Source organism: Neobacillus sp. BF23-41 (assembly GCF_041106275.1).
Map to the genome: position 1 here is coordinate 115,274 of NZ_JBGBPR010000007.1, position 21,577 is coordinate 136,850.

Here is a 21,577-nt window from a genome sequence, read left to right on the forward strand (position 1 = left end):
CCCATACATTTTATTTTAATTAACGTCACTTTCTTATGTTACGATTTACCGCAATTAATCCCCTAAAAAAATTGCCCTATCGGTCCAATAGAGCCTGTTACTTACTACTTTAAATTACAGTACAATTCTTTACAATCTTCTTCACACATTTAACATAAATATCCAATTTTTTAAAGAATTATTCCACAAAAGGGCCATATTCTGGAGTAAATAAGGATTTATTGGAGTGTCTTGAACCTAAGTAAACTAGAAAATACCCCTCTATGGTATGTGAAGCGTTTTTTATAAAAAATTTTAAAATAGGTATTTGACATAGAATTTTATTACGTTAAAACTGCTACAAACATGCTGTCAATAAAGGAAATCATCACGTCTCTCCACCTTCTAAATAACGTTGAACCGCCGCTAACTTATCATCTGCAGTAAATTTAGCAATAGAAAAACTGCACCCCTCACTGTTAGAATGTGTCCAACAATTGGGGTGCATTTCAAACCCAGATAGGTCTTTTTTATTTTGGTACATTTATGGTAAATGGCACAGTAATTACTTTTCCGTTTTGTTGGAATTGTCCCCAAATTTTATAGAGACCACCCTCAGGGAAACTTGTCATAAATTTCGCATCTGGACCTGTTGCTTTTTCGTCTATTGGATGAACATGTAAATAAGTTTCTGTATCACCACTAATTGCTACAACATGTCCTACTGCACCTAAATATGGTTGTAAATTAGTAATAGGCTGCTTTGTATTAGCATCTTTAATCGTGAATGTCATCGTCAAGTCCATTCCAGTCATCAAATGGTCAAATTTCAACGTCACCTCTTTACCATCCACTACTTTTGTTAATTCCTTTTCTTCTGTTAAAGGTGTAGTCTTTACTTTGTTTCCTGCTACTGTTACGTCATAAGTTTTTACCATTTTTTCTGCTCCTTTAGGTACAAAATCGGCAAAGAGCTTATATTCCCCTCCGGAAGGAAAATTTGAATTAATTGTAAATAATCCGTTCCCTTTATATTCAGGATGAATATGGTCAAAATAGGATAAATCTTTACTCACAACAATTAAGTGCATGAGTTTTTCATGTTCGACATCAAAATCCTTTATTGGTTGACCATTCTTATTATTTACCTGAATGTTTAAAGGGATTTGTTTTCCACTTTCAGGTTTTTCATTAAAGGAAAACTCTACTTTGGTATTATCCTTTTGAGGAGTGGATGTCATATCACCGTGATTCATCCCTTCATGGCTTGTTTCCGTTTGTTTTTTATTTGAGTTATGGTCCATATCTCCATAATCCATTGAATCATCTTTTGAACAAGCTGCTAAGAATACTGATATAATTAGTGAAAAAACAACCAATTTAAGAAATCTTCGCTTCATCGTAATCCTCCTAAAAATTAGAATCATACAAATCCTACAACAAAAATGTGCAGAAAATATGCATTTATTTCGGTTACGATGTTTTTTAAAAATACCTTTTGTTTTACTGCGTATTTTTCGATTTCATAAAAAATGATTCCAACTACGAAACCTTAGTGTAATAAATAAGTGTATAATGACGGAACAGGAATTGTCGTCCTCGTTTGACGTTAGAATTGTCACTCCCGCTAAAATCTGAAGCCATATCATATCGCTACGGCTTTTAATTCGTTTAAATGCATCTTTAGTACTTGAACACTTGAACATTCATGACCATATCTCACCCTTATGGGTTTAACTAGAAAAACTTCTGGTTTAGTTTAATCCTTTTTCAAACGAACTTTCTCCTGCTCGCAAAACAATTCGACTGTAGATTTACTCCAATACGGTGTACCTGCAAGTTCAACATCCGCTTTCGGATTTTCCCTCTACTATAATACACATTTAATTTCCTCTTATCATAATTCACACCATGTTCCGATAAGAAATCAGCAAACTGTTTTTGATTAAAATAATGATCTGTTGTTTCTCTAAGGATGGAAAAAGTAGGTTTCTGAATTAAATACGTATCCTCTCTGAAGAACTGAGTCATTAATTCTAATGCGAATTCAAGCCATTCATTCTCTAAATGGTGATACAACAATCCGATATTAAAACTTTCCTGTTCAGGCGCTTCAAAAAACCAAGCTAATTTGAGGAATACAGCTTCAACATCTGTTAATCCTTTCGTTGCTTCTTCCACCAATAAGATGTTCTCATAAGCTTTTAACTTACTTTTAAATTTCGGGAACGTTTCAATGATTCGTTTAGTGGAGCGTTTCACCCTATCCCCTCCTGTTGAGTCTACATCAAAACAGTCCATATATTGTTTTTAAAGCTGTATCCATGCACAATATAAATGCAGCCGTTTTATTGGGGATCGATGCTCTAATTATGAGGAAACATACAAAATCTGAAAATAACAAAGGAGAGGGTTCCTTCTCCTTTGAATCTATATTTTACCTTCAGCTTTCATACTGAAATAACTCAGCATTGGCATTACATAATCATTGGAAAGCACGAAATAGAATGACATATATCGCTAAAAAGCAAATAGACTTACAGGCAGTATTTTCGCAGGTGGAAACCGCTAGAAACCGACAAGTACCAACTAAAAAGGGCTCTCGTTTCCTTTTTTTTATTCCTTAGTTCTTCATTTTTTGTAACTTTTTAGGTTGTTTTGTCATATGTATTCCAATTGTGTGAAATTTTTCGCATAATAATAATTGCGTAGAAAATCGATTTTATCGAATTAAACAGTTAAAGAAAAATAGGGGAATGGATGATGGTTAGCGAGATCGAGAAATTAGAAGACCGAATCTATCAATTAAGAGAAGAATTGATCCAAATTGCAAAAGCAACCGGCTTAAAAAGCAATGAAACCCTTCAATACAGTCAGAAATTAGACGATCTCATCACGATGTATCAAATAAGTAAAAATAAACAATATAAAGAAATTTGATTAAACTCCTGTATTGTCACATGATGAATATGGGAATTTTTTTTGATTTTTCTTTTGATGGTTATATAGTTAAAGTCCTCAAGATGGTTACGAAACATCCTTAATTATGTTGCATTTTGCGTTAATTGAATGAAATCATCTAGAACCTTTGAATCGACAATCTGTTCAAAGTCGCATGGTTGCTCTAATGTAATACCCCTTTGACGAGCAACTGAAATCAATAAACCTAATTCATAATACATATTTTTCGTTAATAACCCTTTTTCTATGTTTTTCATCATTTCATCATAAAAGGCAATTAAAAAATCAGTAGGTAACTTTTCATAAAAATCCATATTTACATCTCCCCTATAAAAAATGTAGGAAAACCTTTTTGGACAAAAAAGAATCACCTTAACCCCATTATAAATAATCATTTGTTAGTTGTTTGTCGATTTTATTGAATATTCACAAATAATTCAACAATATTTTATCTTCATGAGTGTTAGAAAAATGCTCCAAGTACAGTTTGAGATATTTTCTAATCAAAGTATCAATTAAAATTCTTGAAATGAGATTCGGGAATAGTACCATTTTAGAACAAACTTTTTATTGTTATTTATGCTGCATTCATGAGCAGCATAGTTGCAGCCGTCTTGTTGGGGGCTCGATGCCCACAAGCAAGACGAACTCACACAAAAAAAAGGAAAAATAAAGAAGAGGGAGAAACTCCCTCTCCCTCGAATCTTACATTCTACCTTTTTCTTTCAAGCTGTAATATTCGGCATCAGCATTCACAATCAGGTGATCCAGTACCTCGATTCCTAGAATTTTACCTACTTCCACCAATCTTCTTGTGACTTCAATATCTTCATTCGAGGGTGACATTTTGGCAAGGATGCTGGTGGCTGACAATGATGGATGACTTAGGGGCAGTTTGGGAGCGTTTTTTGCTTCCTTTACTGCCCCTTAGCCTACTTGGATTTGCCGATTTTGTTTGCCTGGCGCCCGCCCTTCACGCGGTCATAAGCCCATCATTATAATGGAGAGAACAAAGAAGGCTCACTACCGTCCGAGCGTGGCAGTCGAACATACCGCAGGTATACGTCGCCTAATGGCAAAGGACTCGATGCCCTTTTGCCATTAAAAAACACGGCCTGAGCGTCCGATGCGAATAGCTGCCGAAAGGTAGTAGCATCGGTTGAAAGGCGAGGCTCAATGCCGAGCTTTTCAATTAATATTAGCGATTTTTATTCAAAAGGATTTCGATAGAAAGACTACGAATAAAAAGAGCGTACTGTCTCCTTGCGTTTAGCATGGAGGCAGTCGGCCTTATTAGGGGTTCGATGCCCCTAATAAGCCGCCAGCACGCTTTCAATCATTAGGAGCAAAGCGAAGCGAGCGACACAATTCCTGGCGTAGCCGGGAATTGTCCATGCTCTTCAGTAAACTTTTTAAAAGATGATAAAAACAAAAGAAGGGGCTTACCCCTCCTTCCTTTCTGCGACTTCTTCCATCATGGCTTCGATCCACTCGATGGCTTCTTGTTTGCTGCTGAAATCATCGGTTAGTCGTACAAACTGTGTAGTGACTTCGTCCTCCTGGAAATATTTATCTACATAATATCCAGTACTTGAGATTGCTACCTTCAACCCATGAAAACTTGTTTCCATTCTCCATCACTCCTTTTTTTGTTTGACCTCTACGAATCTTTGCGAAAAGGGCTGTCAATAGGCTTGAAGTTTGAGAAGCGTTAGCGTAGCACCCTTGACTGCCCTTATGAGCAAACGATTACAATAAAGAGAACAAAGAAGGAGATTAATAGGGTCCGTATAATACGATCCAACGAGCTACCGTTGGCTAAGTTTGGGAGAGAAGCCCAAGGTCTTTAAGATTTTCGACTCGTTTGGTACGGCGGCCAGCCGTAAATGGAACAGGAACCTACGGAATGTAGGCGTTAGTTAAATAGACTAAACTAATAAGAGGATACTATGTTCAAGTCTGATTATTTACTTACTATCATTTGAATTTGTTCTGTCGTTAAGTTCCGAATAAACTCAATAAAATCAATGGCCATAATTCCAAATTCCTCACATTTCTCCATATACCTGCTATAGGCTTGTTCATACATTCCCATTTTACTTGTTCTCCTTTCGTTCTGTCCCTATGACTTTTTGAAGGATTATTCATAGCAGTCTATCTGCATGCCCTGTTCTTGGTATGAGCCCCACCTACGCTGTGTACCGTGATAGCCACCCCTGCTTTCTGACCTATAGTTGTGAAAAAGGAACAGGGTAATCGTCTAGCACGATTAATCATATTCGTTACCTTAGGCTTCCTGATTTCCGATGCATCTTTCACACTCATATAAATAAGATTCGTGTTGTTCCTCAATGGTTTCTCCACATTCACGACATTCTTTTTCCGGTAAGTTACGGTAGAATTCTAAAGTTAACATGTTCATGACCTCCTGATATAGTGGGCTATATTTGTTAGATTAATTGTATTATAACAGATTTTAAAAGTCAACAACTGTTATATAATTATTTTTAAGCTTACTAGGTGTGAATTTTTAGATTGAAGATAGTCAAAAAGATGGTTCTTGTGAAAAAATTATTTGATAAAGACAGTGAACCTAAATGACCTGTTCAATGACAGTTTATAATGCGATTCCAAACAACTTATGTATGAGTTTAACTTCATTTTGGACAGACTTCACCTTTTGATGAAATTGCCTTTTTTTCATCATATGCATCGCTTCAATGCATTCAATATAGAGGTGGCTGTTTCAGACGACTTAAATCCCAACATAGAATGTACACGTTTCTTAATGAAACGATGATCTTGTTCCACTATTTTGTTAGGATACCGGATTCGCCTGATTTTGACGCCTTCAGGCATCATCTTTTCCTCTTTTAACTGTTCAATGACTAAAGGATACGACGCTTAGTTAAAGTTCTGAATGGAAGTTTCCAATCCTAAATAAACATGCTTATCTATTCTAAAGAAAAGAACTCACATGGTATTAGCCCTATCACTTTTATTGATGTCCCTCGCTTCGAGTTATCGCCTAAAAGTCTGAAGTAGTATTTTTCTGAATTTTACATTATTTCGAGATGGCATTGTGATCTGATTGCAATTTATGTAACTTAATTAACATGTGTATGTTCTTTTTTTCAGAAAATTTCATGTTATGATTAAAGTGACAACTTATTTACTAAATGAAGTTGGAGGTTTATTCAATAATAAAACACGGAAAGGGGGATTTCTAATGGATATTTGCATTTCATGCGGAGAGGAATTATCTATTGTGGAGAGGAATCGAGCGGAATGCCGGGAGTGCAGAGACACAACAACAGAAGCTTACGCAGAAGCGGAATGATCATGACATTTAATCTTTGTATGATAGCTTTATATAAAAATACAAATGTCCCTAATCCTTTTAACCGACCTTGGACAGGAGCCTAACCTGTTTTCAGGAGCAAAAAGCAAAAAGGTTGAGTTTAAAGCTCCACCTTGGAAATAGATAATTTTACCAATTCAATTCTTAATGTCTCCAAATTCACTTCAATCGAAATCCGATACGATAAAACTTTCTGAATATATTCCTTCCACAAAGTTAGAAATCGTGGCCATTTTTGCACCTATTACAGTCCGTGCTTATATGCGTCGTACGTAATTTGAATTAATTTTAAGGGCACTGAAAGCAAATGGTAAAATAGAAAGAGGCTTATTCCTGATTTTTATGCAGGTTAGCCCCTTTTCTATTTATCAATAAATTCCTCTCCAGGACGTTTCTAAAGGAGAAATTTTAGATTACACTCGTTATTAATTTGACATCCATATTCCCATTCGTTGCTTTAGAGTAAGGACAAACACCATGAGCTTTAAGAACTAACTCCTCTGCCTCTGCTAATGATACCCCTTTGATCGACACGTTTAAGACCGCAGCTAATTTAAACCCTCCATCCTGATCTTTTCCAAGTGAAACTTCCGCCGTAACTTTAGAGTCAATTCGTTTTCTCGCTTGTCGTGCGACCAAATTTAGCGCACTATCGAAGCAGGCTGCATAGCCGGCAGCGAATAATTGCTCTGGATTCGTTGCATTTTCTTTACCTTGACCGCCTAAAGATTTTGGCATTGAAAGAGCTAAATTTAATGTTCCGTCACTGCTTGTTACTTTCCCTGCTCTGCCACCTTCAGCTGTTGCACTTGCGGTATATAATAATTCCATAAAAAATCACCCCAAAATATAATTTTATAAAATTTAATTGTGCACAATTTATTTTATAAAATTATAGTAACGATAAAGTATTCTGAAGTCAATAATTAAATTGTGTAAAATTAAATTGTGGTTTAAATAATTGTTAATTGTATTATAATGGTACTAATGAAAGATGAAAGGACAAGAAAATGGAAAATAATCAATTAAAACTTGAGAACCAAATATGTTTTAAGATTTATTCAGCCGAACGTGAAATCACTAAATTATACAGAAATTTATTAGAAGAATTGGATGTAACGTATCCTCAATATTTAGTATTATTGGTACTTTGGGAGGAAAAATCGGCGACGGTTAAAGAGCTTGGCCAAAAGTTATTTTTAGATTCGGGAACGTTATCACCTATGCTAAAGCGAATGGAAGGGAATAATCTTATTGAACGCCGAAGATCAATAGAGGATGAAAGAACGGTCATCATTTCATTAACCAAAAAAGGTGAAGACTTAAAAGATAAAGCTCAATGTATTCCTTCAAAATTGCTAGAAAATCTGTCCTTAGACATGAAGGATTTAAAGAATTTAAATCAAACACTATCAACCATTTTAAATAGAATTCAACAGAAAATATAAAGCTCGTTTAAAAACGTAAGTTGCCAACAAAAAAATACTAAAGACTCTTACCAGCGCGTAAGAGTCTTTAGTATAGTCATTAGATGGCTGCCAGCTTTTTGAGGATGCTTTCCACCATTGCATTAATATCTTCATTTTCCGTGTTTTGCAAGTACTCGGGCTTTAGGACCTGGGTTTTCTTCGCCACATAATAATCGAATAGAGCCTGTTTCAATGACAATTCCTCTTCCACTAAAAAGGTTGTATTCACCAATTTCCCTACTACCGTTTCATCCTGAATAATTAAGATGGAGGGATTCAATTGATTAAAAACTTCTGCATTCATGCCATTTCGATAAAATGTATGAATGGCAGATAGTTGCTCTTTTCTTGATTGCATCTTTTTTTCATAAAGATGCCTACAGCTTCTTTTTAAATCAGTCAAATATATATCTGAAGCATAAACAGCAGAAAAAACAGCTTGTTCAAACACTTTTTGGAAACGAAGTGGATAAGATAACTCTTCATTGGAAATGGTTTGACCCGCTTCATTTATATAATCAATACAGAGATTAGTCAGCTCCAAAATAATGTCTTCCTTCGAAGAAAAGTAGTTATACAAGGAAGCCCGGCTTAAATTCATCGTTTTTGCGATATCTTGAATGGTAAGGGAAAGGAATCCTTGAGTCCGAACGACATGGATTAACTTTTTTACATAGGCTTTTCTCATCATCTGTCTTTCATCAGCTGCAATTTTTCTCAAACTACCACTCCCTATATCAGGAAATTATATCATAATCCAATGGTGTTCATTCAAATTCTGATATTCCAATTCTTTTCAGTTTACAACTAAAAGAAAGTGGAGTAAGGTTATACGCAGTTAACATTTTAGACACTTTATAATATTTTTGTCTAAAATGAATAAAAGTATTTAAAGAACTCAAATATTATAGACAATACTTAAAACGAAAAGAGGAGAATATAACAATGACTTCTATGACTACAGCACAAATAACGAATGATTTTAATAAAATTGTGACAGAACGCCGTTCCATTAAAAATTATGATAAATCCGTAAAAATCAGCTATGAAGAAATGTCAGAGATTCTTACATTAGCAACACGTGCTCCTTCTTCTGTTAATATGCAGCCATGGCGCTTTCTTGTGATTGAAAGTCCTGAGGCAAAAGCAACACTTGCCCCACTGGCACGTTTTAACCAAACTCAAGTTGTAACATCATCAGCAGTTATTGCTGTTTTTGGTGATATGAATAATTTTGAGAAATTTGAAGAAATCTACGGAGCAGCTGTAGAGAAGGGATTTATGCCTTTAGAAGTAAAAGAAGGAATTCATGCTTCCTTTTCAGGCTATTTTGAAACGATTTCACGTGAAGATTTGAAAGATGTTGTTTTAGTGGATGGCGGACTTGTATCCATGCAGTTAATGCTGGCTGCCCGCGCTTATGGATACGATACAAATCCAATCGGCGGATATGAAAAAGACAAAATTGCAGAAGCATTTGGATTGGATAAAGACCGTTATGTTCCGGTTATGTTAATCTCAATTGGTAAAGCAGCAGATAACGGACATCCATCAGTCCGTCTGCCTATTGATCAAGTCGCGCAATGGAAGTAATGAAATTTAAAGTAAGAAGGGATTGACGTTCGATGATTATTATTCATGCAACATTCCATATAAATCCAGCGAAACAGGATTTGTTTCTAGAGGAAATTCAGCCGTTAATTGCTGCCTCAAGAGAAGAAAACGGAAATATTTCATATCGCCTTCAAAAAGATACAGAAAACGAAAATGTATTTACGATGGTGGAAGTTTGGCAGGATATGCAAGCTGTTGCCAATCATAACTCAAGCGAGCACTTTACCAAGTTCGTAGCAAATGCAAAGAACTTTTTGACTGCACCATTAGAGGTTAAAGCATTTGAGGGGCATCCATTAAAATTATAGATTTCGGCTTCTTAATATCGTTAAAATTTTTAAACTATAATCCAAGTAATAGATTTTGAATTTATAAAAGAGACAATCGCCCGAATGATTGTCTCTTTACTATTTTTAAGGATGAATCTTAATGATTTATCCTTATTAATTATTTACATGTACTTTTACACTTTTCTCGATCATGGAAAAGATGTTTTTATGGTTGTTTTTTGCAATTTCCACATAATCACTTGTAACTTTTAGCAAGTCGTTTCGACGCTCTCTTACATAGTGTACATAATTCTCACTATTTTCCACAAGGTTATTATCAAATCGATCGATTAGATCGAAGGATAATTTAATTGGAGTTAACGCTAGATTCTCTACACGATCAGATACATCTCGAAATTGGTCTGTAAGCTCTGGAAAATCAATCTGTAAGACATCATTTTTATTATTAAGGGCGCTTACACTATCAACGATTTCACTGTTGGTCTTTTTAGATTCTTGATAAAGATTTAAAAAAGAATTTCTAAAGTCTTTATTGAACTTAATCGTTTCTTTTACAGTCTTTAGATAAGCTTCTTCTCCACTTTCTTGTAGTTCCTTTGCCCAATCTAACGATAGTGCGAATTGATTCCATATTGTGTCTACAAATGGCATGACTTGATAACTTTCTTCCTTAACTTCAGCAGCTTTCTTTACTTGCTCACTTTTTTTTGTCGTTGTACTCATTTTCATTCCTCCTCTGGTCATTGGTGCCTTTCTCTATAGGATCCTTCCTTTTAAATGAAGGGATAAAGAGCTCTAGTAAATTAGAATACATTGTGAAGAATTGATCTAACATTGATTGGTAGATTTCTATTTGATTTGCATATCCCTTTAAGTATGTAATGCCTACCTCTGAGATTTTGTAACGTCGCTTTGCCGGACCATTTCCCGTAGTATCCCATTCAGATGAAACAAGGTTTTCCTTTTCAAGCCGACGAAGGAGCCGATATAAGTTTCCTTGATCAATCGTATGAAACCCAAATGTTTCAAGCTTTTGAAATAGCTCGTATCCATGAAGTGACATTCTACTAAGAATTAATAATATAAAAGGCAGAACAAAACTCTTTGATGGTTGAATGGTTTGATTGGCGCTATCTTTTGCCATGGGATTATCTCCTTAGTTCTTCTATATGTGTAATTTACACATATAGGGATATTATGTCAATCATTTTTATTATAAATTACTTAAAATATTTAAAATATTTTTTATGTTATTCCGTTGGCACAAGAGACGGCTACTACTGATTCAACTGAACAAGATTCGGAAACACCTTGAAAATGGGTCTAACCTAGGAACGTAAAATTTCCATATCAGTTAGACCCTCCCGATCCATTTAGTGCCAACGCGACACGTACGGAATGATGGGAAGCGTCTTTTGCTTCCTTTTCAGACCGTAGTGATGCCGCCAATATTGAACTAGATCATCTTCTTTCTAAAATAACCTCTCCTACCGATGTATACGAGACAAAAAAACAACACGCATTTTCAGCGTGTTCAAGAATTCTTATCTTTATCATGAAAATTCAAAACAGCGATTACAAACATGCCAAAACTAAGCATCAAGGACAGAACTTCGAATGTAGCCATTTATTAATCGCCTCCTTACCCCTATCCTTCCCCGATCCAAGTTTGTCCCATACCAGGGTATAGAAAATAAAAAAAGATGCCTACACCTTTATCATTTATTTTTTGTGAAACCTTGCCATTTGATTTTACCTTGATTTCCTATCATGACACTTGTCTCCTTTGTTCTTTCTTATGCAAAAGGAATATTAGTTCGTTTTTTTCGAGTGGGGAGCCATGGTTGTTTCATTGCTCCATGAAAAGAGTGATGAAACTTTTACACCGGTAGATTTTAGAGCTGATGCCTTTCCTCCTCTTTTTTTACACTGTTTGCATTATTTAGCTAAATTTAACAAAAGATAATAAAAAAGGAGTTAGATGTAGAATGAGAAGAACAAAACCTGAGATAAATTTTCCTGAGACATTTTTACAGATAGCCTTAGGAGCAGTATTGAGCATTTTACAAGGTGTATTCATTTATAAGAGCATCAAGAATGAAATAGAAAAGGGAAAAAGAACTGAGGCTAAATAAGCCTCTTTTTATTTTGGTTTTAGCTCTTCTTGGACTACTTTTATCTGACCACTAATCAAAGAACCTAAAGGCAATAATTCTGTTACTCCTTTTAAATCCACTTTATGCTCATTTACATATATCCCCATAACATAATAAAAATATTGTAGGTTACTGAAAAGGGAATGTTCATCTTTATCATCTAACTGCTCTATAAATTCAATAGTATCACTGTGTTTTATCCATTTATCATTCTTTAAATTACTGTATTGCTTGGATGCTTGGAAATCATAGACCTCCCAACCAGACTCCTGCATCATCTGTTTTATATGTATTAACTGAACAAGGTTAAACTCAATTTCTTTTCTTACTGAATTAAGAGCAATTCTCTCACTTTTTCTTTCCTGTGCTATGTCTCTCTTTCTTTGCACTTTAAATTGTCTGTTAAGGTTTAACCATGAAACAGTACCTCCAATAAAAGCTCCTAGCAAAGCAGATGCCATTGGAATATATGCTCTAAGCATCAATCTTTAAAATACTCACTTCTATAATTAGAGAGCTTTTTAAAACTGCGACATGATGTCAGAGCTAGTTATTTTATAGGAGGATGAACTGTGTTTTACTGACAAATGACTTCCCTCACTGGACTACTGTAGCTAAATTTAGTCAAAACAGAAACACAAATAAAAAAAGCAGCCAGTTTCCGTTGACCGCTTTTAAGCAAGAACACTAGCACCCACCATTACGCATTTTCGTATTGCTCTAAAGGAACTTTAAGCATAACAAAAAGGCTTCACGGGGAGCGAAACCTTTTTATTATCAGAGTTCATATTATTCTAATGTCTTGATGGAAATTAAATTTTCTATCCTACGTTACTTTCTTCTATGGCATGTTGCCAACTTGGGTAGTAATACAAAGCACTCCGCATTAAATCAGGATAAAGTTGTTTTACCTCTTTTTTACGTAGAGAATTACCTTGGTTGTGTAACTTCTGGATCTGAGTAATGACTTCCTTTGATGTGAATGGAACATCCATTTTTTCATTCCTCCCTTTCCAAGTTATCTTTACTATTTTTCCCTTTGGCCAACAATATAAAACTTGAAAACATAGTTGCCTATTCTTCGCGCCTATGTTTTAACAAAGTCTAGCATATAGTATTGGTATAGTGAAGAAATCTGCTCTATATAAAAAATCCCAACAAGAATGGAGGTTGATATAATCAGTGTTTCCGAAAGTTATTCTTCAGGGAGAACTGTAGTATTCCCTTTTTGACCCAATGGCGTAATAATTCGGTCCAAACTTATTAAATTTTTCTCTTTATGAAAATCTTTAAGATTTTTCTTCTTTCTAAATTGCCCATTGTTTAAGGGTGTCACGCTCACCTGAATACGAATGAAAGGTAAACAAAGACCATGTTTTCAAAATATGTATGGTAGCGTAGATAATTTGACGTTTGCGGGCCATTTTCTTCACATAATCCAGATGATAATTATGTTTTGCTAACTTAAATAAATAACTTTGATTATTGCAATTACAAATATAATAACAAACGTAAGATTTACCATGTTTGTAAGGTACATACTCTGCAAGAAATCGAGAAGTTCTTGCAGAGTAGATATGATTGGAATATCAGCGATAAATGTTTAGTTTTTATATAGATTTTCCCTATGCCAACTCATAAACTGCAATTGAATTGTATTCATCGAGATTTTCAAACTTTGATTGATATACAGAAAAAGCCTTGAAGTTTTTTTTTTACAAAAAGAAATCAAAATAGTCCCATTTTCTCTGAAACTAATATATGCCTTGTCAAATAATGCATCATGATTTGGTCATAGAAGTAAACCATTATTGGAATCTAACCTTTTTTGATGGTTTGATTGACTCCATGGTTTTATAGGACTTGCTACTAGGAAACGTTCATCTGAAACTCCGTATACTCTACATTTCTTTTCAATATTTAATAGGGCTTTCTTAAAAGCTGATTGTCCAATTCTAGACTTAATAACTTATTCTTTCTCATTTTCTGTTAAACCGATCGCAAAGGATTCCAGCTCTCTTAGGAATTGGAATCCATGAAAACTTGTCTTCATTCTCCATCACTCCTATTTTGTTTGACCTCTCCGAATATTGGCGAAAAGGGCTGTTAACTGGCTTGAAGTTTGGGAAGTTTTTTAAATTCTCTTCTTAAAAAAGTTCCCAAACTTAGCGAAGCGATAGCGTAGCACACTTGACTGCCCTAAAGAGCTAACGATTACAATAAGGAGAACAAAGAAGGAGATTAATAGGGTCCGAGCGAATAATGCGATCCAACGGGCTCCCGTTGGCTTGGTTTGGACGAGGAGCCCAAGGTCTTACAGGTTTTCGGCTCGTTTGGTACGGCGACCTGCCGTAAATGGAACAGGAACCTACGGAATGTAGGCGTTAGCCGTACAGACCGTGGTTATCGGGCCATTTAGTGCCAAAGCGACACGTACGGAATGACAGAAAGACGCTTTTTCTTTCTGATCAATCCGTAGTGCTGCCGCCCGAAGCAAGTTCTGTATATTTTTGAACGAATTCTTTAAAGTCATGATTTCTAAAGAAAAAACACAGCCATAAGGCTGTCTGGATAACGAAAAACAGAGTAAGGATTAGAAGAATATGTAAAAATCTATTTATACACATGCCTCTCATAATAAGAGCGAAATATTTCTATTCTTCCTCGAATAATCGTCGAACAAGTTCCCCAAAAGGGGATGATTTTTCCCCTTTTGCAAGTAGAACGAAAAACACGCATAGGCGATCGGTCAAGGGCGCTCTTCGCACAATAAAGTTTTTACTGTTGCGAAAGCGCAATTAAGTAAAAAAGTTTTTTGCCCCTTGACCAATTGACTAGCTTTTTTAGCTTTTAGCCGGAAAGGTTCGGGTGTCCTACCGGCTGGAAGGTTAGAAAGCTTGTGCTGTTTTACTATTCGGAAGGCAAAAGGGAGAAATCAATAATAAAAGCAGCCGGTTCGGCTGCTTTCCTTTTGTCTTTTATTCCTTTAATCTTTCAAATTTTTGACTTTCGAGTTTTCGGTTCGTTCGGTATGACGGCCTGCCGTAAATGGAACAGGAACCTACGGAATGAAGGCGTTAGCCGTACAGTCCGTGGTTATCGGTCCATTTAATGCCGAAGCGATACGTACGGAATGACAGAAAGGCGTCTTTCCTTTCTGATCAGTCCGTAGTGCTGCCACAAAAGAATGTACTTTACATTTATTTAAAAGCCCTTCAAGTCTTTTTCTGAAGAAAAAAAGCTAGCCTAAATGCAGCTAACACAATTTATTAAATCACTGAAGGTATGAATCTATAAATCTCTTCAAATCCCTGAAAATTTTTAGTGTAGTTAAATGATAAATTTCATGAAAAAGCGACTGTCTCGAAAACAAAACAAATGTTCCTTAAAATAAAAGCAGTAAAAATCTTGATATATCATTGAAAGAAAAATTTAGAGTTGTTTTCATGTCAGAATTAGAGCCTGTGGAATACGATTGGAACCCCTTTCGCGATGATCCCATTATCAAAACAACAAATTGATATGAAGTCCTGCTTCATGTTAATTTAGACAGCGGTTATTCATTATCAAGAACTATATAAGAAATTACAATGAAGACTTAGAAGGATATGAAACAAATGTAATTGAAGAAGGCATTAAATATGCATTAGGATTTTCCGGCAAGGAAATACCTAAAAATATAGAAAGAGACACCAAGGACCATTACCTTGGTGTCTCTTTGCTTATCATAAATTAAATGCTTTAATACGCTCAAACTAAAAGTAGCAGGAAAAACATTACTGTCCACTCCAAGCTGACAAATCACAGTGATTTGTCCATGATCGGTGCCTGCCCCATTTATTTCACCATTTTTAGGCTTCTACAATGTTGGGTTGTTTGTATACTTCTGTTTCGAATTCACCTGTTGCTTTACTAGTTAGTACCCCAGAAGTCATCGCTCCACTGACGTTTAAGGCTGTACGGCCCATGTCAATAAGAGGCTCGACTGAGATTAGTAGACCGACAATCGCAATTGGAAGGTTCATTACGGATAACACGATTAGTGCTGCGAACGTTGCGCCACCGCCAACACCTGCGACACCAAATGAACTGATTGCCACTACTAGAATAAGAGAGAATATGAATCCTGGACTTGTAGGATCAATACCTGCAGCTGGAGCAACCATTACCGCTAACATCGCTGGATAAACACCTGCACATCCGTTTTGACCAATTGAAAGTCCAAAGGATCCCGCAAAGTTTGCAATCCCTTCAGATACACCAAAATCCTTTGTTTGCGTTTTAATTGTCATTGGCAATGTCCCTGCACTTGTACGTGAAGTAAAGGCAAATGTCAGGGTTGGTAAGCCTTTTTTCACATAATGAAGAGGACTTAGTTTTGCAAATGATAATAATAGTAAATGCACAATAAACACTAGAATAAGCGCCACATAGGATGCAATGACAAACTTTCCTAATTTCACGATGGCATCATAATTACTTGTCGCTGCAACCTTAGTAATGATTGCTAGAATACCATAAGGTGTTAAACGAAGAATTAGTGTTACAACCCTCATGATTACTGCGTATAAAGTATCGATGATCTTCGCAAAAAATTCTGCATGCTCCGGTTCCTTACGTTTTACACCAAGGTAAGCAATTCCGATAAAAGCTGCGAAAATAACGACTGCAATCGTTGAGGTTGCACGAGCGCCTGTTAAATCTAAAAACGGGTTACCTGGGAATAACTCTAGTATTTGTTGAGGAGCTGTCATAGCATGAACCCCGGCAGCTCTTTCCTGTAACTCCGCATTTCGAGCTGCTTCAGCCTCGCCTTCAGTTAACTCAATTCCATCAAGCCCAAAGCCTAAAGCTGCTCCAATTCCAATTGCTGCAGAGATGGCGGTCGTTCCAAGTAGAATTCCAATAACTAGAACACTAATTTTTCCAATATTTTTTGTTAATTTTAATTTTGTAAAGGCTCCGACAATCGAAATGAATACCAGCGGCATAACAACCATTTGTAATAGTTTTACATAACCACTGCCAACAATGTTAAACCAATCGATTGTTCCTATTGTAACCTCGGATGCTGTTCCATAGATAAGATGAATAATAAAACCAAAAATAAGACCTAAACCCAAACCAATGAAAACACGTTTTGAAAAAGATACATGCTTCTTTTGCAAGATAAACAAACCAAACATGAGCAAAAGCAAAACAGCAATATTCACAATAATAAGAATCGTGTTCATCCTCTTCCCCCTCTTTTATTTACTAATAATATTAACGAAATTTTAATACACAAATTCCAATCGGTCAAGTAGGAATTAATAGATTTAATTTTCAATAAGATTAACACTTTATAAAAAACCAACTTCAGCCTTATTTAATCAACGTTTTGATTAAATCCTGATTCAGCCTGCTTCAATACTATCTTTTTGCATCCAATTTCAGAAAAAGAATGTCGAAGGTTGTTTTCAAAAGGGAAACAAAAGGTTATCTCCCCGTAGCCAGGAAAGATAACCTTAAAATATAGATTCCCACATAATGGATTTAAACTGGAATCTGGACCCCTTATGATTAAGAGCCTTATACAAATATCATTTTAAGTGCTGTAAAGAATTCCTTTTCTGCACACGGAATGCTAGATATAATTTATTTTTCTTGCTATATGCACGTAACTGCCTAGCTGGCTTGCATCTCGTTACTATGTCCAAGCTATTAAAGGTTATCGGCTCGTTTGGTACGGCGGCTTGCAGTAAATGGAACAGGAACCTACGGAATGTAGGCGTTAGCCGTACAGACCGTGGTTATCAGGCCATTTAGTGCCAAAGCGACACGTACGGAATGACAGAAAGACGCTTTTTCTTTCTGATCAATCCGTAGTGCTGCCGCCCGAAGCAAGTTCTGTATATTTTTGAACGAATTCTTTAAAGTCATTATTTCTAAAGAAAAAACACAGCCTTAAGGCTGTCTGGATAACAAAAAACAAAGTAAGGATTAATAGAATATTTAATAATATATTAATACACATGCCTCACTACAAAAATTCCTTTTTTGAAGTCATTTTACGAAACAATCAGTTCCCTCCAAATAAAAACGGATAGATATATTGTATCATTCGTTTAGAGTATTGAATATTCCATCTTTAACTAACCTGCTTCTTTAGTTCAATAAGAAAAGCTGCCACAATGACAGCTCCGATATTTAACTATTGCACCCGATAGTTTAAAAAGACTGTTCCCACTCTTTTTGTAAAATCCCCATTTTAATTGCATCAAAGTATTGACCATTTACCATTCTTGCATGTCTTATTCTTGCTTCTTCTTTCATTCCCAATTTTTCTGCAACCTTCATCATTCTTATATTGGTATATATCCTTAAATTATCCTTAAATTATCCTTAAATTTAATACAGCAAAAAGGCTCTAGAACCAGAGCCTTTTTAGTTTAATTTATCTTTTAAATCCACCTTCTGAATGTATAATCTGACCTGTAATCCAATCTGCTTCATCGCTAACTAGAAATTTAATGCTCTTTGCAACATCTCTCGGTTCACCTATTCTACCGAAAGGAAACAACGGTTTTAATTTACTTCTTATTTCTTCTGTCATCCACCCTGTATCAGTTGGGCCTGGATTTATTGCATTGACCGTTATTCCTAATGGTGCTAGTTCAGCGGACAATGTAATAGTTAGAGCATCAACTGCTCCTTTTGTTGTTGCATATGCTAATTCACCAGGCATTGGTCCTTGAAACTGACCCGAAGTAATATTGATTATTCTTCCACCAGATTTCTTATCAAACCTTTGAGCAAATTTACTACTTAATAACGTCGTTGCACGAACATTAACCATGTAATGTTTGTCTAATTCTTCGACAGTTATATTAGAAAAATCGTTGTTAGATGAGTATGCTGCGTTATTAATCAAGATATCAGGATAACCAAGTTGTTCAGAAACTCTATTTATAAGTTGTTCAGGTGCATCATGTTGCGTTAAATCCAACTCCATACATGACACCTTAACACCTTTTTTTAGTAATTCTCCTTTTAATTTCATTGGCTCATTTAAATCAATGCTCCAAGGCATTTTTTTATCATATTCCGTCCAGTACGTAAAAAAGATATGATAACCCGTATCAGCTAACTCTTTACAAATAGCTGCTCCAATCCCTTTCAGACGGCTTACACCCGTAATAATTGCAATTTTATCTTTTAATTGGTTCATTATATATTCCTCCAAATGAAGGACGCATAAATAAGGTCAAAAGGAGATATAAGTTTTCCCACAAAAAAACAGACACACAAAAGGCATCCATCCTATAAAAAGGGATTTTTGAAGCCAAATAATGCAGTCCTTGAATGATTATAGATAGTCAAATAAGCCCTCAATGACGAGAGTGAAAAATTAGTCTATCCAATTTCTAATCATTACAAGTTCATCCACATTTCGAATCCTTATCCCCTTTCAATATATCTCCACCATATTCATTTTAACAATAAAGTAAAAATATCACAAAAATTAAATTTATTCTTAATAATTTTGTTTTCTTATTGAAGAAACTGCTTCGTTAGCACAATAAGAAAACGGGATCGCCGCAGCCATCCCAATCTTGAACTCTTGCACCCTTTAGTTTAAGTACATTTCTTCACAATCTCACACTAATAATACTTTTTTAAGTCCATTTTTGTTTAAAAGCCTATTTCATAAAATGGTCCAATATAAAAATAAAAGCACAATTCTTATTCCAGAATTGCGCCCGATTGTTGAATACCATGAAGGTGTTATATCGACAATAGTTCCCCTGAGGACATGACAAATAATTAAAGCAAAGAAAATTTTTCCGTTCATTTTCCAAACATATATTTTATTTCGGAAGATTTAGTTGCCACGTGACATCGAACCGATGGTGTACTTACCCTAACTGACGTTTAAATGCATTACTGGCGAAGAAGTAAGCGATGACCATGATGCCGACGCACCAGGCAAGCGCGAACCAGATACCGTTGCCAACAGACCCTTCATACAAGAGGGCACGAATCGCATTCACGATTGAAGTCACGGGCTGGTTCTCAGCGAACGCACGGACAATTTTAGGCATGGTTTCGGTGGGGACAAAGGCCGAACTGATAAACGGCAGGAAAATCAGCGGGTATGAGTATGCTGTCGCCCCTTCCATAGACCCCGCTGTCAATCCGGGAATGACCGCCAGCCATGTCAGCGCCAGCGTAAACAGCCCGAGTATCCCAGCTACCGCGAGCCAATCCAGTATATCAGCGTTGGAACGGAAGCCCATCAAGAGCGCGACGAGGATAACCACCACGACAGTAAGCGCATTGGAAACAAGCGAGGTCAACACGTGAGCCCACAAAACCGACGAGCGCTTGATGGGCATAGTAATGAAACGCGCCATCAGCCCGCTCTTTACATCCGTAAACAGCCGCACGGAAGTGTAAGCGACGCCGGATGCGATAGCCATCAGCAAGATTCCCGGCAATAAATAATTGACGTAGTTGTCCGTGCCTGTCTCTATGGCGCCGCCAAATACGTAGACAAACAGCATCAGCATCATAATCGGCGTAATCGCCACCGTGATAATCGTATCCGGGCTGCGCATGATGTTCCGCATTAAACGCCCTAGTAATACCCCAGTATTGCTTTTCATTTACATCTCCTCCTTTTTGCCGATGATCGCGAGGAAAATTTCCTCCAATGTCGGCTGCTTCTCGATGTACTCCACTTTCGCTGGCGGGAACATCTCTTTGAGTTCGCTAAGGGTACCGGTCGTGATGATTTTTCCGCCATGCAGGATGGCGATACGGTCCGCCAGTTGTTCGGCTTCCTCAAGGTACTGGGTCGTCAGCAAAATGGTCGTTCCGCCGCCGGCAAGCTCCTTGACGGTATCCCAGACTTCCATCCGCGCTTCGGGGTCAAGCCCTGTCGTCGGTTCGTCGAGAAAAATGACTGCTGGCGTCGCGATCAGGCTCATGGCGATGTCAAGCCGGCGCTTCATCCCACCGGAATACTTATCCGCCCGGCGGTTAGCTGCATCGGTCAGGCTGAATCTTGCAAGCAGATTGTCCGCGACTTGAGCGGGATTGGAAACTCCCCGCAACTTGGCGATCATCATCAGGTTTTCCCTCCCGGTGAGCATGCCGTCTAAAGCTGCGAACTGCCCTGTCAGGCTGATGCTCTGGCGAACATGATCTGGTTGACGCTGGATGTCAAAGCCGCAAATACCTACTTCTCCACCATCGGGCTGCATCAGCGTCGAAAGGATGTTGACCGTCGTCGTCTTGCCCGCTCCATTTGAGCCCAGCAGTGCGAAAATTTCGCCACGCGGCACCTCAAAATCCACCCCCTTTAAGACTTCCCTATCTTTAAAGGATTTTTTTAACCCTTTTACAGAAATCGCTGCATTGCTCATACTTTTTTCCTCCTTATAAAAAGCGCAGCAAGGCGCTAGATTGCCTATCCTTTTCTACTCAGTCTGACTGATATTCTGTATTACTTACTACCGGGTTAAAAATATAACTGAATAGTGAAGGTGACATATTACACTTGTAACCAGCTATTCAGTAGGAATTATCTATTGATTTACTTTTTTCCCAATCGCTTCATGATACACTGATTCAAATCTTCACGATACTTGTCGACAAAGGTTTTAGCGTTTGCCACTAGTTCGTCGGCAAAGGAAGCCAAGTCATCCCCATTGAAGGTTTGCGTCGTTAGTGTGGATGCTAGGCGAAAATCCACTAGGATTT

The 21,577-nt window shown here is 36.7% G+C and carries 24 protein-coding genes and 2 pseudogenes; 5 read left to right on the forward strand and 21 right to left on the reverse strand.

The window, feature by feature from the left end; genetic code table 11:
- Window positions 1–509: 509 nt before the first annotated feature.
- Both AB7942_RS13205 and AB7942_RS13210 read right to left on the reverse strand, forming a co-directional pair.
- Window positions 510–1,379 (reverse strand): hypothetical protein, encoded by an 870-nt coding sequence (locus AB7942_RS13205; RefSeq protein WP_369447194.1) that lies wholly within the window; start codon window positions 1,377–1,379, stop codon window positions 510–512.
- A 370-nt stretch (window positions 1,380–1,749) separates the two neighbouring features.
- Window positions 1,750–2,241 (reverse strand): hypothetical protein, encoded by a 492-nt coding sequence (locus tag AB7942_RS13210; RefSeq protein ID WP_369447195.1) that lies wholly within the window; start codon window positions 2,239–2,241, stop codon window positions 1,750–1,752.
- 498 nt (window positions 2,242–2,739) lie between these two features.
- On the opposite strand from AB7942_RS13210, the gene AB7942_RS13215 reads away from it, so the two are divergent.
- Window positions 2,740–2,919 (forward strand): Spo0E family sporulation regulatory protein-aspartic acid phosphatase, encoded by a 180-nt coding sequence (locus tag AB7942_RS13215; RefSeq protein WP_369447196.1) that lies wholly within the window; start codon window positions 2,740–2,742, stop codon window positions 2,917–2,919.
- A gap of 104 nt (window positions 2,920–3,023) precedes the next feature.
- Here AB7942_RS13215 and AB7942_RS13220 read toward each other — a convergent pair whose 3' ends face one another.
- The 7 genes and pseudogenes from AB7942_RS13220 to AB7942_RS13250 all read right to left on the reverse strand — a co-directional run bounded on the left by AB7942_RS13220 (window position 3,024) and on the right by AB7942_RS13250 (window position 7,132).
- Window positions 3,024–3,254: a hypothetical protein gene (locus AB7942_RS13220; protein ID WP_369447197.1), complete on the reverse strand. Its 231-nt coding sequence runs from the start codon at window positions 3,252–3,254 to the stop codon at window positions 3,024–3,026.
- 391 nt (window positions 3,255–3,645) lie between these two features.
- Window positions 3,646–3,786, reverse strand: coding sequence for a JAB domain-containing protein (locus tag AB7942_RS13225; protein WP_369447198.1), 141 nt, complete (start codon window positions 3,784–3,786; stop codon window positions 3,646–3,648).
- A 596-nt stretch (window positions 3,787–4,382) separates the two neighbouring features.
- Window positions 4,383–4,571 (reverse strand): hypothetical protein, encoded by a 189-nt coding sequence (locus tag AB7942_RS13230; protein ID WP_369447199.1) that lies wholly within the window; start codon window positions 4,569–4,571, stop codon window positions 4,383–4,385.
- A 332-nt stretch (window positions 4,572–4,903) separates the two neighbouring features.
- Window positions 4,904–5,035, reverse strand: coding sequence for a hypothetical protein (locus tag AB7942_RS13235; protein ID WP_369447200.1), 132 nt, complete (start codon window positions 5,033–5,035; stop codon window positions 4,904–4,906).
- 192 nt (window positions 5,036–5,227) lie between these two features.
- Entirely contained in the window at window positions 5,228–5,356 is a 129-nt protein-coding gene (gene yhfH, locus AB7942_RS13240; RefSeq protein ID WP_168243678.1) for a protein YhfH, read from the reverse strand.
- A gap of 201 nt (window positions 5,357–5,557) precedes the next feature.
- Window positions 5,558–5,841: pseudogene (locus AB7942_RS13245) on the reverse strand (DDE-type integrase/transposase/recombinase); the annotation flags it as partial.
- Between the two features lie 868 nt (window positions 5,842–6,709).
- Window positions 6,710–7,132, reverse strand: coding sequence for an organic hydroperoxide resistance protein (locus tag AB7942_RS13250; protein WP_369447201.1), 423 nt, complete (start codon window positions 7,130–7,132; stop codon window positions 6,710–6,712).
- 179 nt (window positions 7,133–7,311) lie between these two features.
- Between AB7942_RS13250 and AB7942_RS13255 the strand changes: the two genes are divergently transcribed.
- Window positions 7,312–7,749, forward strand: a complete 438-nt coding sequence (locus AB7942_RS13255; protein ID WP_369447202.1) for a MarR family winged helix-turn-helix transcriptional regulator — start codon at window positions 7,312–7,314, stop codon at window positions 7,747–7,749.
- 79 nt (window positions 7,750–7,828) lie between these two features.
- On the opposite strand, the gene AB7942_RS13260 is transcribed toward AB7942_RS13255, so the two are convergent.
- A complete protein-coding gene (locus AB7942_RS13260) occupies window positions 7,829–8,491 on the reverse strand; it encodes a TetR/AcrR family transcriptional regulator (protein ID WP_369447203.1) in 663 nt (220 codons plus the stop codon).
- A 233-nt stretch (window positions 8,492–8,724) separates the two neighbouring features.
- On the opposite strand from AB7942_RS13260, the gene AB7942_RS13265 reads away from it, so the two are divergent.
- Together AB7942_RS13265 and AB7942_RS13270 are read left to right on the forward strand one after the other, a co-directional pair.
- Complete coding sequence (locus tag AB7942_RS13265) at window positions 8,725–9,363, forward strand: nitroreductase family protein (protein WP_218346854.1); 639 nt, start codon at window positions 8,725–8,727, stop codon at window positions 9,361–9,363.
- Between the two features lie 32 nt (window positions 9,364–9,395).
- On the forward strand, window positions 9,396–9,692 hold the full coding sequence (locus AB7942_RS13270; protein WP_218346700.1) for a putative quinol monooxygenase: 297 nt from the start codon (window positions 9,396–9,398) through the stop codon (window positions 9,690–9,692).
- A gap of 135 nt (window positions 9,693–9,827) precedes the next feature.
- Here the strand turns inward: AB7942_RS13270 and AB7942_RS13275 are convergent, their stop codons facing one another.
- The 3 genes from AB7942_RS13275 to AB7942_RS13285 form a co-directional block, all read right to left on the reverse strand.
- A complete protein-coding gene (locus AB7942_RS13275) occupies window positions 9,828–10,397 on the reverse strand; it encodes a hypothetical protein (RefSeq protein ID WP_369447204.1) in 570 nt (189 codons plus the stop codon).
- Complete coding sequence (phaQ, locus tag AB7942_RS13280) at window positions 10,372–10,818, reverse strand: poly-beta-hydroxybutyrate-responsive repressor (protein ID WP_369447205.1); 447 nt, start codon at window positions 10,816–10,818, stop codon at window positions 10,372–10,374. The genes AB7942_RS13275 and phaQ overlap by 26 nt, the downstream gene beginning before the upstream one ends.
- A gap of 390 nt (window positions 10,819–11,208) precedes the next feature.
- A complete protein-coding gene (locus tag AB7942_RS13285; RefSeq protein ID WP_256358119.1) occupies window positions 11,209–11,301 on the reverse strand; it encodes a putative holin-like toxin in 93 nt (30 codons plus the stop codon).
- Between the two features lie 361 nt (window positions 11,302–11,662).
- Between AB7942_RS13285 and AB7942_RS13290 the strand changes: the two genes are divergently transcribed.
- A complete protein-coding gene (locus AB7942_RS13290) occupies window positions 11,663–11,809 on the forward strand; it encodes a hypothetical protein (protein WP_335397621.1) in 147 nt (48 codons plus the stop codon).
- A gap of 8 nt (window positions 11,810–11,817) precedes the next feature.
- On the opposite strand, the gene AB7942_RS13295 is transcribed toward AB7942_RS13290, so the two are convergent.
- From AB7942_RS13295 to AB7942_RS13330, 8 genes and pseudogenes are all read right to left on the reverse strand, one after another.
- Window positions 11,818–12,291, reverse strand: coding sequence for a hypothetical protein (locus AB7942_RS13295; protein WP_369447206.1), 474 nt, complete (start codon window positions 12,289–12,291; stop codon window positions 11,818–11,820).
- Between the two features lie 360 nt (window positions 12,292–12,651).
- On the reverse strand, window positions 12,652–12,825 hold the full coding sequence (locus tag AB7942_RS13300) for a hypothetical protein (RefSeq protein ID WP_214733298.1): 174 nt from the start codon (window positions 12,823–12,825) through the stop codon (window positions 12,652–12,654).
- A gap of 2,856 nt (window positions 12,826–15,681) precedes the next feature.
- Complete coding sequence (locus AB7942_RS13305; protein ID WP_369447207.1) at window positions 15,682–17,064, reverse strand: L-cystine transporter; 1,383 nt, start codon at window positions 17,062–17,064, stop codon at window positions 15,682–15,684.
- A gap of 976 nt (window positions 17,065–18,040) precedes the next feature.
- A pseudogene (locus AB7942_RS13310) lies at window positions 18,041–18,181 on the reverse strand (GNAT family N-acetyltransferase); the annotation flags it as partial.
- A gap of 85 nt (window positions 18,182–18,266) precedes the next feature.
- Window positions 18,267–19,040 (reverse strand): SDR family oxidoreductase, encoded by a 774-nt coding sequence (locus AB7942_RS13315; RefSeq protein ID WP_369447208.1) that lies wholly within the window; start codon window positions 19,038–19,040, stop codon window positions 18,267–18,269.
- 688 nt (window positions 19,041–19,728) lie between these two features.
- Window positions 19,729–20,478, reverse strand: a complete 750-nt coding sequence (locus AB7942_RS13320; RefSeq protein ID WP_369447209.1) for an ABC transporter permease — start codon at window positions 20,476–20,478, stop codon at window positions 19,729–19,731.
- Window positions 20,479–21,240: an ABC transporter ATP-binding protein gene (locus tag AB7942_RS13325; RefSeq protein WP_369447210.1), complete on the reverse strand. Its 762-nt coding sequence runs from the start codon at window positions 21,238–21,240 to the stop codon at window positions 20,479–20,481.
- A 170-nt stretch (window positions 21,241–21,410) separates the two neighbouring features.
- The gene (locus tag AB7942_RS13330) at window positions 21,411–21,569 is read right to left on the reverse strand and encodes a DUF1048 domain-containing protein (RefSeq protein WP_483310873.1); all 159 of its coding nucleotides are present in this window, start codon (window positions 21,567–21,569) and stop codon (window positions 21,411–21,413) included.
- Window positions 21,570–21,577: the final 8 nt, after the last annotated feature.

Coding starts and splice junctions, on each gene's coding strand:
- AB7942_RS13265 (WP_218346854.1), top strand. CDS start 8,725: ATGACTACAGCACAAATAACGAATGATTTTAATAAAATTGTGACAGAA.
- AB7942_RS13235 (WP_369447200.1), bottom strand. CDS start 5,035: ATGGGAATGTATGAACAAGCCTATAGCAGGTATATGGAGAAATGTGAG.
- AB7942_RS13290 (WP_335397621.1), top strand. CDS start 11,663: ATGAGAAGAACAAAACCTGAGATAAATTTTCCTGAGACATTTTTACAG.
- AB7942_RS13305 (WP_369447207.1), bottom strand. CDS start 17,064: ATGAACACGATTCTTATTATTGTGAATATTGCTGTTTTGCTTTTGCTC.
- phaQ (WP_369447205.1), bottom strand. CDS start 10,818: ATGGCAAAAGATAGCGCCAATCAAACCATTCAACCATCAAAGAGTTTT.
- AB7942_RS13205 (WP_369447194.1), bottom strand. CDS start 1,379: ATGAAGCGAAGATTTCTTAAATTGGTTGTTTTTTCACTAATTATATCA.
- AB7942_RS13295 (WP_369447206.1), bottom strand. CDS start 12,291: ATGGCATCTGCTTTGCTAGGAGCTTTTATTGGAGGTACTGTTTCATGG.
- AB7942_RS13230 (WP_369447199.1), bottom strand. CDS start 4,571: ATGGAAACAAGTTTTCATGGGTTGAAGGTAGCAATCTCAAGTACTGGA.
- AB7942_RS13275 (WP_369447204.1), bottom strand. CDS start 10,397: ATGAGTACAACGACAAAAAAAAGTGAGCAAGTAAAGAAAGCTGCTGAA.
- yhfH (WP_168243678.1), bottom strand. CDS start 5,356: ATGTTAACTTTAGAATTCTACCGTAACTTACCGGAAAAAGAATGTCGT.
- AB7942_RS13255 (WP_369447202.1), top strand. CDS start 7,312: ATGGAAAATAATCAATTAAAACTTGAGAACCAAATATGTTTTAAGATT.
- AB7942_RS13325 (WP_369447210.1), bottom strand. CDS start 21,240: ATGAGCAATGCAGCGATTTCTGTAAAAGGGTTAAAAAAATCCTTTAAA.
- AB7942_RS13285 (WP_256358119.1), bottom strand. CDS start 11,301: ATGGCTACATTCGAAGTTCTGTCCTTGATGCTTAGTTTTGGCATGTTT.
- AB7942_RS13270 (WP_218346700.1), top strand. CDS start 9,396: ATGATTATTATTCATGCAACATTCCATATAAATCCAGCGAAACAGGAT.
- AB7942_RS13315 (WP_369447208.1), bottom strand. CDS start 19,040: ATGAACCAATTAAAAGATAAAATTGCAATTATTACGGGTGTAAGCCGT.
- AB7942_RS13225 (WP_369447198.1), bottom strand. CDS start 3,786: ATGTCACCCTCGAATGAAGATATTGAAGTCACAAGAAGATTGGTGGAA.
- AB7942_RS13250 (WP_369447201.1), bottom strand. CDS start 7,132: ATGGAATTATTATATACCGCAAGTGCAACAGCTGAAGGTGGCAGAGCA.
- AB7942_RS13220 (WP_369447197.1), bottom strand. CDS start 3,254: ATGGATTTTTATGAAAAGTTACCTACTGATTTTTTAATTGCCTTTTAT.
- AB7942_RS13300 (WP_214733298.1), bottom strand. CDS start 12,825: ATGGATGTTCCATTCACATCAAAGGAAGTCATTACTCAGATCCAGAAG.
- AB7942_RS13320 (WP_369447209.1), bottom strand. CDS start 20,478: ATGAAAAGCAATACTGGGGTATTACTAGGGCGTTTAATGCGGAACATC.
- AB7942_RS13215 (WP_369447196.1), top strand. CDS start 2,740: ATGATGGTTAGCGAGATCGAGAAATTAGAAGACCGAATCTATCAATTA.